Here is a 17,292-nt window from a genome sequence, read left to right as displayed (position 1 = left end):
CCGATGGGGCTCACATAAAAGCGGGTAACCGCGGGGTGTCGGACACAAGCGCCGGCACTTCATAACAACAGACCTACAGAGAGTATTCCGTCATGCGCCACCAGAAATCCGGACGCAAGCTCAACCGCACCAGCAGCCACCGCGAAGCGATGTTCAAGAACATGGCCTCGTCGCTGTTCAAGCATGAGCTGATCCGCACCACCCTGCCGAAGGCGAAGGAACTTCGCCGCGTCGCCGAGCCGCTGATCACGATGGCCAAGACCGATGGCGTCGCCAATCGCCGCCTTGCGTTCTCGCGTCTGCGCGACAAGGAAGCGGTGGGCAAGCTGTTCGTCGAGCTGGGCCCGCGTTACAAGGAGCGTCCCGGCGGTTACCTGCGCATTCTCAAGTGCGGCTTCCGCGACGGCGACAACGCGCCGATGGCGTACGTCGAGCTGGTGGGGCGTCCGCAGGTCGAGTCCGTCGACGCGGAGTGAGATGCCGGCCGGACGACCTGACGGTCGCCTGCAGCGTCATGCAAACCCGGCCTGGTGCCGGGTTTTGCGTTTTCGGCCCGACGCCGGTCCGTCTTCGCGGTTGCTGCAGCGTTGCGTGCTGACAGCGCTGCGCCGAACGGGTAATGTCATCGTTTCGCATCGCAGCAAAGCCCCTATGAACCCATTGCGCTGGTCGTACCGCTTCAGTTTCGCCGTCGGTTTCCTGGTGTGCGCCGCCCTCATGGGCTTCGCGCTGTATGCCGAATATGCCTGGGAAATGACGCCGTGCCCGCTGTGCATCTTCCAGCGCGTCGGCTTCATCGTGATGGGCGTGTTCTTTCTGCTTGGCGCCTTGCATGCGCCGCGAGGCGGGCTGCGCTGGATCTATGCCGCGGGCGTGTGGCTCGGTGCGGTGTTCGGCATCGTGGTGGCGGGGCGGCACCTGTGGATCCAGTCGCTGCCCGCCGACCAGATTCCGTCCTGCGGGCCGCCGCTCGATTACATGTTCAGCGCGTTCCCGTTTGCCAAGGTGCTGCGCATGGTGTTTACCGGTTCCGGCGAATGCGCGGCGGTCGAGCCGATCCTGGGCTTGCCGATGCCGGCGTGGACGCTGCTTTGGTTCGTGCTGCTCGCCGTGCTGACGGTGGTGGCGGTGCGCCGCCGGACGTCGCACGCATGAACAAGCTGCGGGATTCCGACGTCGGCGTCGTGGCTGCTGATGTGGCTCGTGCCGGCACGGCGCCGTGGACGCCGGATTCCTGGCAGCGTCGTCCGGCCCTGCAGCAACCGAGCTACGACGACCCGGTCGAGCTGGCCAAGGCAGGTGCGCTCCTGGCCCGATTGCCGCCGCTGGTCACCTCGTGGGAGATCCTGGCGCTCAAGGAGGCGGTGGCCGAGGCGCAGGAAGGGAAGCGCTTCCTGTTGCAGGGTGGCGATTGCGCGGAGAGCTTCGCCGACTGCACCAGCCCGGTGATTTCCAACCGGCTGAAGGTGCTGCTGCAGATGAGCCTGGTGCTGGTGCACGGGCTGAAGAAGCCGGTGCTGCGGGTGGGGCGCTTTGCCGGGCAGTACGCCAAGCCGCGTTCGGCCGATAGCGAAACGCGCCACGGCGTGAGCCTGCCGAGTTTTCGCGGCGACGTGGTCAACAGCCAGGAGTTCACCGCCGCCGCGCGGCGTCCCGATCCGCAGCGGTTGATCCAGGCGCATGCGCATTCGGCGTTGACGATGAACTTCGTGCGCGCGTTGATCGACGGCGGTTTTGCCGACCTGCGCCATCCCGAATATTGGGACCTGGCCTGGGTCGAGCATTCGCCGCTGGCCGCCGAGTACCGGCAGATGGTCGCCGCGATCAGCGATTCGCTGCACTTCATGGAGACGCTGGCCGGCCCGATCGCCGGCTTCTCCAAGGTGGATTTCTTCACCTCGCACGAGGCGCTGCTGCTGCATTACGAACAGGCCCTGACTCGCCAGGTACCTCGCAATCCGGGCTGGTTCAACCTGTCCACGCATTTCCCGTGGATCGGCATGCGCACCGCTGCACTGGATGGCGCGCACGTGGAGTACTTCCGAGGCATCCGCAATCCGGTGGCGGTCAAGATCGGCCCCTCGGTGACTCCCGATCAACTGCTGCCGCTGATCGACGCACTCGATCCGCACGCCGAGCCGGGCCGGCTGACCCTGATCCACCGGATGGGGCAGGCGAAGATCGCCGATGCGCTGCCGCCGCTGCTGGATGCGGTGAAGCGCGAAGGTCGACGCGTGCTGTGGGTGGCGGACCCCATGCACGGCAACACCGAGAGCACCTCGAACGGCCACAAGACGCGCCGCTTCGACAACATCCGTGGCGAACTGGATCGGGCCTTCGACATCCACGCGGCGGCTGGCACGCGGCTGGGTGGCGTGCACCTGGAGCTGACCGGCGAAGACGTGACCGAGTGCATCGGCGGCGCGCGCGACCTCAAGGAGGGCGACCTGGATCGCGCCTACAAGTCGATGGTCGATCCGCGCCTGAACTACGAACAGTCGCTGGAGCTGGCGATGCTTATCGTGCGCAAGTCGACCGGCGGGGCGGGCTGACGCACTGCATGCTCAGCGCGGGGACGCCGCGGGCGGATCGCCCACGGTGGGCAGAAACTGCGGCGCTTGCCATGCCTTGGCGTGCTGCTCGAAACCGTAGGCGATCGAGATCAGCACCGGTTCGCTCCACTTCGCGCCGAACAGCACGATGCCGACCGGCAGGCCGTGGGCGAAGCCGGCGGGCACGGTGATCGACGGGTAGCCGGCCACGGCTGCCGGTTGCGAGGCGCCGCCCACGGTCGGATCACCGCTGACGATGTGATCGCCCAACACCGGGTCGGTGACGAAAGCCGGGCCCCACGACGGCGCCAGCAGCGCGTCCAACTGCTGCGATTGGAGCGCCGCGTCGATGCCTTCCGGCCCGGACAGGCGCTTGGCCGTGGCCAGCGCATCGGCATAGTCCTTGTCGCTGGGCGGTCCCTTCTGCTCGGCCTTTTCGAACAGTTCCTGGCCGAACCACGGCAGTTCTTCGGCGGCATGCGCCTGGTTGAACGCGATCAGATCGGCCAGCGTCTTCACCTTCAGGCCGTGGCGGCTGGCCAGATAGGCGTTGACGTCGTGCTTGAAGTCGTACAGCAGCACGGTGAATTCCCGGTCGCCGAGTTCGGCCAGGTGCGGCAGCGTGACCGGATCGACGACGATGGCGCCCTGCGCTTTCATCAATGCGATCGACTGCGCCAGCACGCGGTCGGCGTTCGGCTCGGCGCCGGCGAGCTGACGCACCACGCCGATGCGCTTGCCCCTGAGTCCGTTCGGGTCGAGGAACTTCGTGTAGTCAGTGGCGTGCCGGTCGGCCTCCAGGGTGGCCGGGTCGCGCGGGTCGCTGCCGGCGATCACGCTGAGCAGGGTCGCAGCGTCGGCGACGCTGCGCGCCATCGGGCCGGCGGTGTCCTGGTTGTGACTGATCGGCACGATGCCGCGGCGGCTGACCAGACCGAGGGTGGGCTTGATGCCGACGATGCCGTTCATTGCCGCGGGGCAGATGATCGAGCCGTCGGTTTCGGTGCCGATCGCCACCGTGGCGAGCTCGGCCGCCACCGCGACGGCGGAACCGGCGCTGGAACCGCAGGGATTGCGATCGAGCACGTACGGGTTCTTCGTCTGCCCGCCGCGCCCGCTCCAGCCGCTGCTGGCGTGACTGGAACGGAAGTTCGCCCATTCGCTCAGGTTGGTCTTGCCGAGGATCAGCGCACCGGCCTTGCGCAGCCGCTCGACCAGGCTGGCGTCGCGGGCGGCCGGTGCATCGATCAGTGCGAGCGAGCCGGCGGTGGTGAGCATGTGGTCGCCGGTCTCGATGTTGTCCTTGAGCAACACCGGGATGCCGTACAACGGGCCGTGGGATGTCGTGCGCTTGGCGTCGAGCGCGTCGGCCAGCGGCAGCACGTCGGGGTTCGTCTCGATCACTGCGCGCAGGGTGGGGCCGGAGCGATCGATCCGCTGGACGCGATCGAGCAACGCGCGGGCCAGCTGGCGGCTGTCCAGCGCGCCGGCATCCATGCGTTGCTGGAGTTGGTCGATCGACGCGTAGGCGACATCCGGCGGCGTGGCTTCCGTGGCCAACGCGAGGCCCGGGAGCAAGGCGATGGTCAGTGCGGCGATACGGACGGCTGGACGGTTCACGGTAACCCCCGATTTCGGGACACGGCGTGTGGTCGCCCGGCCAGCTTAGCGCCGTTGCGGTTTGGGCGCTGCGGCCGTCAGCGTACAATCGTCGGATGATCACGAACCTCAGCCTGCGTCACGCCAAGCCGTTCGGTGTCGCCATGCTGTTTGCGGCCGCCCTCGGGTACGGCGCCGCCAGTTGCGCCGCCGACCGACTCCCGATTCCCGATACCTTGCAGCAGCGCATCGCCGCCTGCACCACCTGCCATGGGAAGCAGGGCGAGGGGCGTGCGGCCAGCGGATATTTCCCGCGCCTGGCCGGCAAGCCGGCGGCCTACCTGGCGCGGCAGCTGCAGGATTTCCAGGACGGTCTGCGCAAGTACGCTCCGATGGAATACACCGTGCGCGAGCTGACGCCGACGTACATGCACGAAATCGCCGAGTACTTCGCCGCCCAGCGCGTACCGTTCGCGCGCTCGCCGACGCCTGCCATGCCCGCCGCGGTGTTGCAGCGTGGTGCACAATTGCTGGACAAGGGCGATCCGTCGCGACGCATTCCCGCCTGCAGCAGCTGCCACGGCAGCCAGTTGACCGGCGTGGAACCGTCGATTCCCGGGCTGGTCGGTCTGCCTTACGACTATGTCAGCGCGCAACTGGGTTCATGGCGCACGCACACCCGCGCCACGGTGGCGCCGGACTGCATGGCCGAGGTGGCCAGCCGGTTGAGCGAGTCGGACATCAGCGCGGTCGCCGCCGCGCTGGCCAACCGTGAACTGCCGACCGATACCCATCCGCTACCGGCCGGTACGGTGAAACCGCCGCTGCATTGCGGGGTGCTGGATGCGGCGATCGAAGCGGCACCGCCGGCCACGACGGTCAACTGAAGCTGCGGACGCGTCAGCGCGCGCCATCGCCCCGGTACAACGCACCCAGTGCCAGCCACGGCTGCAGGTTCCAGTGTCCGCGTGCCTGGCCGGAGGGCGAAGGCAGCACGAACAAGCGCGTGGCGCCGAAGGTTTCCTCCTGCATGCCGTAGTCGAGCGCGCCACCCAGCGCCGCGCGGGCGGCGTTCTTGCTGGTGAAGGCGAGCAGGCGCGGTCGGCAGCGCCGGATCTTGCGGCGCAGCGCGGCGGCGTCGAAGGCGTCGCGGGGCAGTGCGGCGTCGTTGCCGCTGTGGTGTTTGGCCAGGTCGGTGAGGCCGATGCCGAGCGGCAGCAGGTGCCTGAACTCGGCCGGCGCAAACAGGCGCGGGGTGAGCCCGGCGTCGAACAATGCGCGCCAGAACAGGTTGCCGGGATGCGCGTAGTAGGCTCCTTCGGCAGCCGAGCGCGCACTGGCGGCGGTGCCGCAGAACACCAGGCGCAATCCGGGTGCCAGCAGGTCGGGCAGGATGGTGTCAGGCCGGGCCGGCATGCTCGTCGAGCAGGAAATCGGTGTACTGGAAGCGCCCGTCGCGCAGCACCGACTCGCCCCGGCGCAGCCGCAGCGGGTGGCGGAACAGCGGTCCGGCGTAGCTCAGCGTGTGGAACTCGCCGTGTTCGCCGCAGGGATCCACGCCGGCCGGCAGGGTGTCGAGCAGGCCCGCATCGTAGTCGCGGCCGCAGAAGCCGGCGTCCAGTTGCCCGGTGTCCACGCAGCACAGCACGGCGCGGTGGCCCTCGCCCACGAAGCGGCGCGACAACGCCGCCGTGTCCTCGCCCCACAGCGGGAACACCGCGCGCCAGTTCTCGCGGCCGAGCTGGCGCACGCGGTAGTCGCGCACGTCCTCCAGGAACAGGTCGCCGAACGCGCAGTGGCGGATGCCGGGCCAGCGCATGCGGGCCTCGACCAGCGCGCGGGCGTGGGCTTCCTCGTAGGCTTCGTTGCTGCCGGGCCAGTCCAGCAGGACTTCGACCAGCGGCAGGCCGAGCGCGGCGGTCTGCGCCAGCAGCACTTCGCGATGGACGCCGTGCATCGCCACGCGCTGATAGTTGCGGTTGAGCGTGGTCAGCAGGCCGACCACCTGCCAGGCCGGGTCGGCCAGCAGCCGCTGCAGCGCCAGCAGGCAATCCTTGCCGCCGCTCCAGGCCAGCAGAATCGGGGTGGTCATGCGCGACTGGCTCCAGAGGGGCGGGAACGTCTCGCGCCGGAAGCGAGACGAAAACGGACCCATTTTGCAGTATCGGTGCGGCCGGGTCGATTTCCGCGCGCCGTTCATCGACAGCCTGCATGGCCAACGGCTATAAAGATGGCTTGTATCCTGGGGGTGTGCGGTGAGTGAAGAAATCCTGATCAACGTGACACCGCGTGAAACCCGGGTCGGCGTGGTCGAGAACGGCATGTTGCAGGAGGTGCACGTCGAACGGGCCTCGCGGCGCGGCTACGTCGGCAACATCTACAAGGGCCGCGTGCAGCGCGTGATGCCGGGCATGCAGGCGGCGTTTGTCGAGATCGGGCTGGAGCGCGCCGCGTTCCTGCATGCCTCGGATATCGTGCGCCCGGCGCTGTCGGCGGTCGAGGATGACGATGCCGGCAGCAACGGCAACGGCCACCTGCCCTCGATCAGCGAACTGGTGCACGAGGGCCAGGAGATCGTGGTGCAGGTGGTGAAGGACCCGATCAGCACCAAGGGTGCGCGGCTGTCGGCGCACCTGTCGATTCCCTCGCGCTACCTGGTGCTGCTGCCGCATTCGCGCACGCTGGGCATCTCGGCCCGCATCGAGGATGAAGTCGAGCGCCAGCGCCTGCGCGAGGTACTCGGCACGCTGATCGGTGCCGATGCAACCGATGGCAACCGCCTCGGCTACATCGTGCGCACCAATGCCGAGGGCCAGGGCGCGGAGTCGCTGGCATTCGACGTGACCTACCTGGGCAAGGTGTGGCGCGTGGTGCAGGAGAACATCGCCAAGGCGCGCGTGGGCGAGCGGGTCTACGAGGAGTTGTCGCTGCCGCTGCGCAGCCTGCGCGACATGCTCAACGAGGACATCGAGAAGGTGCGCGTCGATTCGCGCGAGACCTTCGAGCGGGTGGCCCGGTTCGTGCACAAGTTCATGCCGCAGCTGGACGATCGCGTCGAGCACTACGACGGCGAGCGCCCGATCTTCGACCTGTACGGCGTCGAGGACGAAATGCAGCGCGCGCTGAAGAAGGACGTGCCGCTGAAATCCGGCGGCTACCTGATCGTCGATCAGACCGAGGCGATGACCACCATCGACGTCAACACCGGCGCCTATCTCGGCACGCGCAACCTCGAGGAAACCGTCTACCGCACCAATCTGGAAGCCGCGCAGGCGGCGGCGCGCCAGCTGCGCCTGCGCAATCTGGGCGGCATCATCATCATCGACTTCATCGACATGACCGATGAGGAGCACAAGCGCCAGGTGCTGCGCATGCTCGGCAAGGGGCTGGCGCGCGACCATGCCAAGACCACGGTGTACCCGATGTCGGCGCTGGGCCTGGTCGAGATGACCCGCAAGCGCACCACCGAGAGCCTGGCCCGCCAGCTGTGCGAGCCTTGCCCGGCCTGCAACGGCCGCGGCGTGCTGAAGACTGCCGAGACGGTGACCTACGAGATCTTCCGCGAGATCACCCGTGCCGTGCGCCAGTTCAACGCGGAGAAACTGCTGGTGATGGCCAGCCCCTCCGTGGTGAACCGCATCCTGGAGGAGGAGTCCGCGGCGGTCGCCGAGCTGGAGGAGTTCATCTCCAAAAGCATACGCTTCCAGGCGGAAGAGCATTACTCGCAGGAACAGTTCGATGTGGTCTTGCTGTAAGTCGATGCCGGCCCAAGGCGCATGAACAAGGTGTGGCGTCGTCGATTGCACGGTGGCGCGCGCGGCCTGGGTTGGGTCGCGGGCGTGCTGGTGATCCTGTTCGCCGTGCTGACGGCGCTGGCGCAGTTGCTGTTGCCGCTGCTGGCGCGCCATCCCGAATGGGTGGCTGCGCAACTGAGCCAGCGCCTGCAGCGGCCGGTGGGCATCGCCTCGATGGCGGGGCGATGGACGGCGGGCGGTCCGGAATTCGTGCTGCATGACGTGCGCATCGGCCCGGCCGCCGGGACGAATGGCGCGGCACTGCAGTTGCCGGAGTCTCGCCTGAAACTGGACCTGGGTGGTTGGCTGCTGCCGTCACGGCATCTGTTCAACGTGTACCTGCGCGGCTTGCAACTGGATCTGCTGCACGACGCCAGCGGCTGGCGCGTCAGCGGGCTTGGCACCGCCGCCGGTGCGGACCAGCCGGCGCTCTCCCTGCGCCACCTGTCGCTGGATCTGTGGCTGGATGACCTGCGCGTGGTAGTGACCGATGCCACGCTGGGCGAGCACTACGCCTTGCTGTCGCGGCAGTTGCGGATCAGCTTGCAGGGTGACCGCATCCGCTTCGGCGGCAGCCTGCGGCGCGAGGGCGTGGCCGAGGCCAGCGTGCGCGCGGTGGGCGACCTGCGCCAGGACGAACGCTCCGGCAAGCTGTGGGTCAGCGCCGATGCGGCCCATCTGAAACCCTTGCTCGACGGCATCGACCTGAAAGGTTACGGGATCGAACACGGTACCGGCTGCCTCAGCGCATGGCTCGACTGGCGCCAGGGTCAACTGGGCGACAGCGTGGTGCGTGTCGACCTTGACACGCTGTCGGTGCGCGGACCCGCCGGCGGCGTGGCCGAGGTGGCGACGCTGCATGGCTTGGCCGGCATCCATGCCGAGGGTGCCGGTTACGCGCTGCGCTGGGCCGGCGACGACGGCAGTGCCGCGGTGGTGGAACTGGATCAGCCGGGCACGCCGCAATTGCGCGTGGAGGCCGCCGCGCACAAGCTGCAGTTGGCACCGCTGCTGCCATGGCTGGCGTTGAAGCCGGATCTGCCCCCGGGCCTCGCGCGCTGGCTCGGTCGCGGGCATCCGCGTGGCGAACTCGAGCGGCTCGCGCTGCACTGGACACGGGCCGGCGGATTGCAGCGCCTGGCAGTGGCGTTCGATCGGCTCGGCATCGATCCGGTGGACAAGTCGCCAGGCTTGAGCAACCTGCGCGGCACGCTGCGTGGGGACGCCGAAGCCTTCTCGCTGGAGCTGCCGGCGCAAGCCACCACGGTGACGTTTGCGCAGGTGTTCCGCCACCCGTTCGCGTTGTCGAACCTGTCCGGCACGCTGGCGTTCTGGCCGCAGGATGGCGACTGGCACATCGGTGCCGACAGTCTGGAATTCGTCGGCGCCGGCTATGCCGGCAGCGCGCGCGGCGAGGCGGTGCTGCCTGCCGGCGGCGGCGCGCCGTGGCTGGGTCTGTACGCGTCGATCGACCACGCCGAGGTTCCCGCGGCGAAACTGTTCTGGCCGGTCAACGTGATGCCGCCGGCGACCGTGGCATGGCTGGACCGCGCGCTGGTGGCCGGCACCGTCGAGCAGGCGCAGGTGCTGGTGCGCGGCGATCTGGCGGACTGGCCCTTCCACCACAACGAGGGTCGCTTCGAAGCGCGGGCCGAGATCCACGGCCTGACCCTCGACTACGGCGACGAGTGGCCGCAGGCCGAAGGCGTCGATGCGGTGGCCAGCTTCGTCAACGGCGGCATGCTGGTGCAAGCCGGCGCCGGCCATTCGCTGGGCGTGAAAGTGGACAGCGCGGTGGCGCTGATCCCGGACTTCGGCCAGCCCCTGCTTGACCTCAACGTGCGCGGTGGCGGCAGCGGTGCGAGCCTGCTGAACTTCTCCCGCAGGAGCCCGGTCGCCCGCCGCGCGTCCGATACGCTGGCCAAGCTCACGCTTGGTGGCCGCGGCACGTTCGAGTTCCATCTCAGCCTGCCGTTGACGCACATTGCCGATGCGCAGCTCGACGGCACCGCGCAGTTGCATGATGCCGACCTCGCGGCACCGGACTGGCAACTGGCATTGGCCGGCATTGCCGGTCCGCTGCGCTTCGACCTGCACGGCCTGCAGGGCGGGCCGCTGGATACCGTGTTCCATGGCCAACCCGCGCAGTTGCAGCTGGCGATTGCCGGCGCCAACGCCGCGCCGGACACGGTGTTCTCGGCGACCCTCCAGGGCAATTACCAGGTCGCCGAGCTGGTGCAGGGTTATCCCTCGCTGGCATGGCTGGCGGACCTGGCGCACGGGCGTGGCCCGTTCAGCATCGGCTTCACGCTCGCCCATCCGCCGGGCAGCGAGGAACTCGCGCAGACGCTCAGCATCGATTCGCCGCTCAGCGGCATCGCGCTGGCGCTACCCGCGCCGCTGGACAAGCCCGCCGCGGGCAACCTTCCGCTGCATCTGCAGATGAGCCTGCCGACCGCCGGAAGCGACGTGCAACTGGAGCTGGGCCAGGTGCTGCGCGGCCACCTGCGGCTGGCCGATGACGCCGCCGGACGACCGCTGGCCGGCACCTTGGCATTCGGCAGGCAGATGCCGCCGGCGCTTCCCACGCAAGGCTTGCGCATCCGCGGCCATGCGGCCCGGCTGGATGTCGCCGGCTGGGTCCAGCGTGCGGTGGCGGGTGCGGGCGGCGACGGCCCGGCGCTGGAAAGCATCGACGTCAGCACCGACCAGGCGATCGGTTTCGAGCGCCCCCTCGGTGCGCTGACCGTGCGTGCCGCGCCCCAGCCCGGCTTGCTAAGCGTGGACGTGGATGGCCCCGCCATGGCCGGCAACATCAAGGTGCCCACCGACGAACTGGACAAGCGTGGCGTCACTGCGCGCATGGAACATCTGCACTGGCCACGGCAGCCCGCCGCGTCGGCCACGGCGGCGAGTGCGCCTGCCGTCGCGGCGACCGCGGCCGCCCCCGGGCCGGCACCGGCGGCAATCGTCGATGACCCGGCGAACACCGGCATCAATCCCGCGGCGCTGCCGCCACTGCATCTGTGGGTGCGCGACCTGCGCCTGGGCGATGCCAGACTGGGCGAAGCGCGGCTGGAGACGTGGCCCACGCCCAAGGGCATGCACATCGAACAGCTGCGCGCGCTGTCCGAGCGCGTGCAGGTCACCGCCAGCGGTGATTGGGACGGCACCGCCACCGACAGCCGCACCCACATGCGGATCAGCTTCTCCGCCGAAGATCTCGGCGCGATGCTCTCGGCATTCGGCTACGACGGCCTGGTCGATGGCGGCCGGACCCGCGACGAACTCGATGCCAGCTGGCCCGGCAGCCCCACCGCGCTGTCGCTGGCCACGATGGACGGCACGCTCAAGGTGCAGGTCAACGATGGCCGTATTCCCGAGGCAAGCTCGCCCGGCGTGGGGCGCCTGCTCGGCCTGGTCTCGCTGGCCGACCTGCCGCGCCGGCTCACGCTGGATTTCGGCGACGTGTTCGGCAAGGGGCTGGGCTTCGACACGATCAGCGGCGATTTCCGCCTGGCCGACGGCAACGCCACTACCGACAACCTGATCATCAAGGGGCCGGCGGCCAACATCAGCGTCACCGGTCGCACCGGCCTGCGCGCCCGCGATTACGACCAGCAGATGGTGGTGGTGCCGCACGTCGGCAACAGCCTGCCGGTGGTCGGCGCGGTGGTCGGCGGCCCGCTCGGCGCGGCGGCCGGTTTCGCGGTGCAAGGCCTGCTCGGCAAGGGGCTGAACAAGGCGGCCAGCGCGCGCTACCGGATCACCGGGAGCTGGGACGACCCGAAGATGACCCTGGTCGAGAAGCACGACGTGGTGGTGCCGCCGAGCCTGTTGCTCGAACCCGCGCCGGCTTCGTCCGGCGGTATCGCGCCGACCGGGTCCGTGCCTGCTCCGGCCAGCGCCGGTTCGTCGGGGCCGTGAAGCTTTAAAGCCGCCCCCGCCAGCCCCATGTGGGGTAGTTCCGGATCGACCACAGGCACGTTGACCCATGGATTCACTGATCGCCCTCGCCGAAAGCAAGCTGCTGTCCCCCGGCGGCATCGCCACCGGCGACCTCGACCGCGTGTTCGGCCAGCTGATGGGTCCGTCGATCGACGCCGCCGACCTGTACTTCCAGCATTCGCGCAGCGAGTCGTGGACGCTGGAGGAGGGCATCGTCAAGGACGGCAGCCACTCGATCGAGCAGGGTGTGGGCGTGCGCGCGATCTCGGGCGAGAAGACCGGCTTCGCCTATTCCGACGAGATCGTGCTGCCGCAACTGCTGGAGGCGTCCAGGGCAGCCCGCGCGATCGCTCACGGCGGCAACGGCGCCGGCAAGCCGCTGGCACTGCACGACGCGCGCGCGCTGTATCCGGCGATCGATCCGGTGGAGAGCCTGCCCAATCCCGACAAGATCGCGCTGCTGCGCGAGGTCGACGCCTACGCGCGCTCGCGCGACCCGCGCATCAAGCAGGTCATCGTCAGCCTCGCCGCGACCATGGACACCATCCTGATCGCTGCCTCCGACGGCACCCTGGCCGCCGACGTGCGCCCGCTGGTGCGCATCAACGTGCAGGTGATCGCCGAAGCCAGCGGTCGCCGCGAGCAGGGCTATTCCGGCGGTGGCGGCCGTTACGGTTATCGCGAATTGCTCGAGAACGGACGTGCGCTGCGTTTCGCCGACGAGGCCGTGCGCCAGGCGCTGGTGAACCTCGATTCAACCGACGCGCCCGCCGGCCAGATGACCGTGGTGCTCGGCCCCGGCTGGCCCGGCGTGCTGCTGCACGAGGCAATCGGCCACGGCCTGGAAGGCGACTTCAACCGCAAGGGCAGCTCCGCGTTCTCCGGTCGCATCGGCCAGCGCGTGGCGGCGAAGGGCGTCACCATCGTCGACGACGGCACGCTCGCCGGTCGCCGCGGTTCGCTCAGCATCGACGACGAAGGCACGCCGACCGAATGCACCACCCTGATCGAGGATGGCATTCTGAAAGGCTACATGCAGGACAAGCTCAACGCGCGCCTGATGGGCATGGCGCCGACCGGCAACGGTCGCCGCGAATCGTTCACCGCGCTGCCGATGCCGCGCATGACCAATACCTACATGCGGGCCGGATCGCACGATCCGGCCGAAATCATCCGCTCGGTGAAGAAGGGCCTGTACGCGCCGAACTTCGGCGGCGGCCAGGTCGACATCACCAACGGCAAGTTCACCTTCTCCGCCTCCGAGGCCTACCTGATCGAGGACGGGAAAATCACCCGCCCGGTGAAGGGCGCCACCCTGATCGGCTCCGGCCCCGACGTGCTCAACCGCGTCTCGATGATCGGCAACGACCTGGCGCTGGACGAGGGTGTGGGTGTGTGCGGCAAGGACGGCCAGAGCGTGCCGGTGGGCGTGGGCCAGCCGACCCTGAAAATCGATTCGATGACGGTCGGCGGCACGGCCTCGTAATCCGGGCATGCGACGCGGCTGACTCCGTGCGCCGAACTGGCGTACCATCGCCGGGTCACGCCATCGAGCCACGGAGTTCGCCATGCCTCCCGCCGCACGCCTCACCGACATGCACGTGTGCCCGATGGTGACCGGCGTGGTGCCGCACGTCGGCGGCCCTATCGTCGCGCCGGGCGCACCCACCGTGTTGATCGGCGGCTTGCCGGCCGCACGGGTGAGCGACATGGTCACCTGCGTGGGCCCGCCGGACACCATCGTCATGGGCGCACCCAAGGTGTTGATCGGAGGCCTGCCTGCGGCGCGCATGGGCGACAGCACCGCACACGGCGGCACCATCGTGCTCGGCTGCTTCACCGTCATCATCAACTAGACGTCGTTCGGTTCCGGTATCCCGTCCGCGGCGGACGGGGCTTGTGCCGGACGCGACTGCGCGTGGCAAGGGGGCGACTTGAAGCGTGTTTCGTCGGATCGAAGCCGACGCCGGCCGCACGGCAGTGCGCTGGCTGCCGGTGTGCTGGCCACCCTGGGCGACGCGATCGCCGCGCATCGCGACGGCCAGCTCGACGCGGCGGAGGCGCTCTACGGCAAGGTCCTGCAGCGACAATCCGGGCAACCCGATGCCCTGCATTTCCTCGGCGTGCTGTGCCACCAGCGCAACCGCAGCGAGGAAGGCATCCGGCTGATCCGCATGGCGCTGCGCGCGACCCCGCAGCATGCCGATGCGCACAACAACCTGGGCAACATCCACAAGGAGTGCGGCCAGCTGGCCGAGGCCGAGGCCTGCTACCGGCGCGCGCTCGGCCACCAGCCGCGGCACCACGACGCGCTGAGCAATCTGGCCCTGGTGCTTGAGGCGCAGGGCCGCGTCGACGACGCCGGCGAGATCTACGCCCGCTTCCTGGCGCAGGAGCCGCAACTGGGCCACGCGCACTACCTGATGGGCATGTTCCGCCGTCGGCACATCAACCAGATCGAAGACGTGGAGGAAGCGGTGCGCTGCTTCACGCGTGCATCCCAGCTTGATCCGCGGAACCTGCGCGCGCGTGATGCGCTCGGCGTGTCGCTGTACATGCTCGGCCGCAGCGGCGAGGCGATCGAGGTCTATCGCGACTGGATGGCGCGCGAGCCCGACAACCCGGTGCCGCGGCACATGCTGGCCGCCTGCGGCGGCGAGGCGGCGCCTGCACGCGCGGAAGACGCTTATGTCCGCCAGGTGTTCGACGGCTTCGCCGCAAGCTTCGACGAGATGCTGCTGAAGAACCTCAACTATCGCGCGCCGCAGGTGCTCGTGGGCGCGCTGGCGGATCGTCTCGGTGCGCCGCAGGCCACGCTGGACGTGCTCGATGCCGGTTGCGGCACCGGTCTGTGCGGGCCGCTGATCGGACCGCATGCGCAGCGCCTGGTGGGCGTGGACCTGTCCGGCGGCATGCTGGAAAAGGCGCGCCAGCGCGGTGGTTACGACGAACTGGTGGAGGCGGAACTGGCCGGGTGGCTGCGCGCGAGCCCGCCCGTCTGGGATGTCGTGCTGTCCGCCGACACCCTGATCTATTTCGGTGACCTGGTGCCGGTGCTGTCGGCCGCCCATCACGCGTTGCGCCCGGGCGGCTGGCTTGCCTTCACGCTCGAGGTGCTGGACGGCGAAGGCGATCGTCTGGAGCTGTCCGCCAGCGGACGTTATCGGCACACGCGCGGGTGCGTCGAACGCGTGCTGTCCGCCGCCGGATTTCCCGATCCGTCGATCAGCGCGGATTCGCTGCGCAAGGAGTTGGGCAGGCCGGTGGCCGGCTGGGTGGTGCTGGCGCAAAAGCCCGCCGCGAACGGCAATTGAAGAGGCGCGCAAGCGCCGCAGGGCGCCAATGGACTCCCCAAACAGGCCAGACGTATGATACCGGGACTGGTTTGCCGGCCCATGCCGTCGGGACCGTTGGGGGAGGACGGACATGCCGCATCAAATGACACTGAAGTCAGATCTCGGTGACAAGCTGCAACCAGCCAGCTTTTCCGGCAGCGAACAACTGGGGCAGCTGTTTTCGTACAACCTCAAAGTACTCAGCAAGGATGGCGAAGTTGCGCTGCTGCCGTTGCTGGGCAGCTCGATGACCGTCACGTTCGACACCGGCGACTACACCCGGCATTTCAACGGCATCGTGGCGGAGATTTCGCAGACGGGGTTCGAGAGCTTTTCCGGCAAGCGCCAGGCGGAGTACGCGTTGACCCTGGTGCCGAAGCCCTGGTTGCTGCTGCACAAGATCGATTGCCGCATCTATCTCAAGAAGTCCGTGCCGACGATCGTCAAGGACGTGCTCGCCGAAATCGGCTACAGCGACGTCAAGCTGAGCCTGAGTGGCGACTACCCGGAGCGCGATTACTGCGTGCAGTACCGCGAGAGCTACTTCAACTTCATCAGCCGACTGATGGAGCAGGAGGGCATCTACTATTTCTTCCAGCACCGTGATGGCGTGCACACGATGGTGCTGGCCGATTCGCTCGGTGCGCACGGAGCCACCGGCGGCTTCGACGAATTGCCGTATCGGCCGCAGACCGGCACCAGCAAGGCGTCAAGCGAGCCGGCGATCACCGAGTTCAGCACCGCGCGTTCGGTGCAGACGATCAAGTATTCGCTGACCGACTACGACCCGCTGGACCCGAAGAAGTCGCTGCTGGGGTTCGAGTCGATCAGCAACGCCGACGGCAACCATCGGGTGCCCAAGCTCGATTCGTTCGACTACCCCGGCGACCACCTGACCGCCGCCGCCGGCAAGCATTACGCGCAGGTTCGGCTGGAGGCGATCAACGTCGCGCAGTCGCTTTGCACCGGCGCGACCAACGTCTGCGGCGTGCTGACCGGCGCGCTGTTCAAGCTGACCAAGTTCCCGCGCGCGGAGTTGAACCAGGAATACCTCGTGGTCGGCTCCACCGTGCACATCGAGAATGCCGCCGAGGTCTCCGGCGCGCAGGGCAGCAACCAGTTCTTCTGCCATTTCTCGGCGATCCAGAGTCGCCAGCCGTTTCGCAGCATGCCGACCGCGGTCAAGCCCGGCATCGTCGGCCTGCAGACCGCGGTGGTCTCCGGCAGCGACACCGCCGAAGACATCTCGGTGGACAAGTACGGCCGCATCCAGGTCACGTTCCACTGGAACAAGCCGGACAAGGAAAACTTCCACATCTCCTGTCCGGTGCGCGTGGCCTCCTCGTGGGCCGGCAAGAACTGGGGCGCGGTGAGCATTCCGCGCGTCGGCCAGGAAGTGGTGGTGAGCTTCCTCGAAGGCGATCCGGACCGGCCGCTGGTGATCGGCAGCGTCTACAACGCCGACAACATGCCGCCGTACACGCTGCCCGACAACATGACCCAGAGCGGCATCAAGAGCCGCAGCCACAAGGGCGGCGGCGCGGAGGATTTCAACGAGCTTCGCTTCGAGGACAAGAAGGGCAGCGAAGACTTCTTCATGCATGCGCAGAAGGACATGCATGTGGAGGTGGAGAACGACCGTGTCGTGACGGTGGACCACGACGAGAAGATGACCGTCAAGAACGACCAGACCGAGGACGTCACCGGCAAGCGCACGACCACCGTGGGCAAGGACGACAAGCTTGACGTCACCGGCAACGGCACGACCACCATCGGGCAGAAGTTCAAGCTCAGCGCGGGCACCGAGATCGAGCTGGTGACCGGTGCGGCGAGCATCGTGATGAAGTCTTCCGGCGCCATCGACATCAAGGGCGTGAACGTCAGCATCAAGGGCGTGAGCGTCAAGATCGACGGCGACGCCACGGTGGCGGCCAAGGCCGGTGCCTCGGCGGAGTTTTCCAGCAGCGGTGCGACCACGGTCAAGGGCACCATGCTGTCGCTCAAGGGCGACGCCATGGCGCAGTTGTCCGGCGGCATCATCATGATCGGCTAGAGGGCGCACAG

At 68.3% G+C, this 17,292-nt stretch carries 13 protein-coding genes; 10 read left to right on the top strand and 3 right to left on the bottom strand.

The window, feature by feature from the left end:
• Positions 1-92: 92 nt before the first annotated feature.
• The 3 genes from rplQ to ACVCMG_RS04855 all read left to right on the top strand — a co-directional run bounded on the left by rplQ (position 93) and on the right by ACVCMG_RS04855 (position 2,552).
• Entirely contained in the window at positions 93-476 is a 384-nt protein-coding gene (gene rplQ, locus ACVCMG_RS04865; RefSeq protein WP_395117285.1) for a 50S ribosomal protein L17, read from the top strand.
• A 115-nt stretch (positions 477-591) separates the two neighbouring features.
• Positions 592-1,155 (top strand): disulfide bond formation protein B, encoded by a 564-nt coding sequence (locus ACVCMG_RS04860; RefSeq protein ID WP_447115012.1) that lies wholly within the window; start codon positions 592-594, stop codon positions 1,153-1,155.
• Positions 1,152-2,552 (top strand): class II 3-deoxy-7-phosphoheptulonate synthase, encoded by a 1,401-nt coding sequence (locus ACVCMG_RS04855; RefSeq protein WP_447105821.1) that lies wholly within the window; start codon positions 1,152-1,154, stop codon positions 2,550-2,552. Before ACVCMG_RS04860 ends, ACVCMG_RS04855 begins: the two co-directional genes overlap by 4 nt.
• Before the next feature lie 12 nt (positions 2,553-2,564).
• Here ACVCMG_RS04855 and ACVCMG_RS04850 read toward each other — a convergent pair whose 3' ends face one another.
• Positions 2,565-4,172 carry an amidase gene (locus tag ACVCMG_RS04850; RefSeq protein ID WP_447115011.1) on the bottom strand — a complete coding sequence of 536 codons (1,608 nt, stop codon included), beginning with the start codon at positions 4,170-4,172 and terminating at the stop codon, positions 2,565-2,567.
• A gap of 95 nt (positions 4,173-4,267) precedes the next feature.
• Here ACVCMG_RS04850 and ACVCMG_RS04845 point away from each other — a divergent pair, with 95 nt between their 5' ends.
• Complete coding sequence (locus tag ACVCMG_RS04845; protein WP_447105823.1) at positions 4,268-5,038, top strand: c-type cytochrome; 771 nt, start codon at positions 4,268-4,270, stop codon at positions 5,036-5,038.
• 13 nt (positions 5,039-5,051) lie between these two features.
• Here ACVCMG_RS04845 and ACVCMG_RS04840 read toward each other — a convergent pair whose 3' ends face one another.
• Both ACVCMG_RS04840 and ACVCMG_RS04835 read right to left on the bottom strand, forming a co-directional pair.
• Positions 5,052-5,567, bottom strand: a complete 516-nt coding sequence (locus ACVCMG_RS04840) for a mismatch-specific DNA-glycosylase (protein ID WP_447105824.1) — start codon at positions 5,565-5,567, stop codon at positions 5,052-5,054.
• Positions 5,551-6,243: a Dph6-related ATP pyrophosphatase gene (locus ACVCMG_RS04835; protein WP_447105825.1), complete on the bottom strand. Its 693-nt coding sequence runs from the start codon at positions 6,241-6,243 to the stop codon at positions 5,551-5,553. Before ACVCMG_RS04835 ends, ACVCMG_RS04840 begins: the two co-directional genes overlap by 17 nt.
• A 163-nt stretch (positions 6,244-6,406) precedes the next feature.
• On the opposite strand from ACVCMG_RS04835, the gene rng reads away from it, so the two are divergent.
• The 6 genes from rng to ACVCMG_RS04805 all read left to right on the top strand — a co-directional run bounded on the left by rng (position 6,407) and on the right by ACVCMG_RS04805 (position 17,281).
• Positions 6,407-7,906: a ribonuclease G gene (gene rng / locus ACVCMG_RS04830; protein ID WP_395117297.1), complete on the top strand. Its 1,500-nt coding sequence runs from the start codon at positions 6,407-6,409 to the stop codon at positions 7,904-7,906.
• 21 nt (positions 7,907-7,927) lie between these two features.
• Positions 7,928-11,872 (top strand): YhdP family protein, encoded by a 3,945-nt coding sequence (locus ACVCMG_RS04825; RefSeq protein WP_447115010.1) that lies wholly within the window; start codon positions 7,928-7,930, stop codon positions 11,870-11,872.
• 67 nt (positions 11,873-11,939) lie between these two features.
• Positions 11,940-13,379 (top strand): metalloprotease TldD, encoded by a 1,440-nt coding sequence (gene tldD / locus ACVCMG_RS04820; protein WP_395117302.1) that lies wholly within the window; start codon positions 11,940-11,942, stop codon positions 13,377-13,379.
• Between the two features lie 82 nt (positions 13,380-13,461).
• Entirely contained in the window at positions 13,462-13,749 is a 288-nt protein-coding gene (locus ACVCMG_RS04815) for a PAAR domain-containing protein (RefSeq protein WP_395117304.1), read from the top strand.
• Between the two features lie 144 nt (positions 13,750-13,893).
• Positions 13,894-15,207 (top strand): tetratricopeptide repeat protein, encoded by a 1,314-nt coding sequence (locus ACVCMG_RS04810; RefSeq protein ID WP_395121358.1) that lies wholly within the window; start codon positions 13,894-13,896, stop codon positions 15,205-15,207.
• Between the two features lie 112 nt (positions 15,208-15,319).
• Entirely contained in the window at positions 15,320-17,281 is a 1,962-nt protein-coding gene (locus ACVCMG_RS04805) for a type VI secretion system Vgr family protein (protein ID WP_395117306.1), read from the top strand.
• The last annotated feature ends 11 nt before the right edge of the window (positions 17,282-17,292 follow it).

Source organism: Rhodanobacter sp. UC4451_H18 (assembly GCF_052978225.1).
Note: the sequence above shows the minus strand (reverse complement) of the source record. Positions and strands in the feature narration are given on the sequence as shown.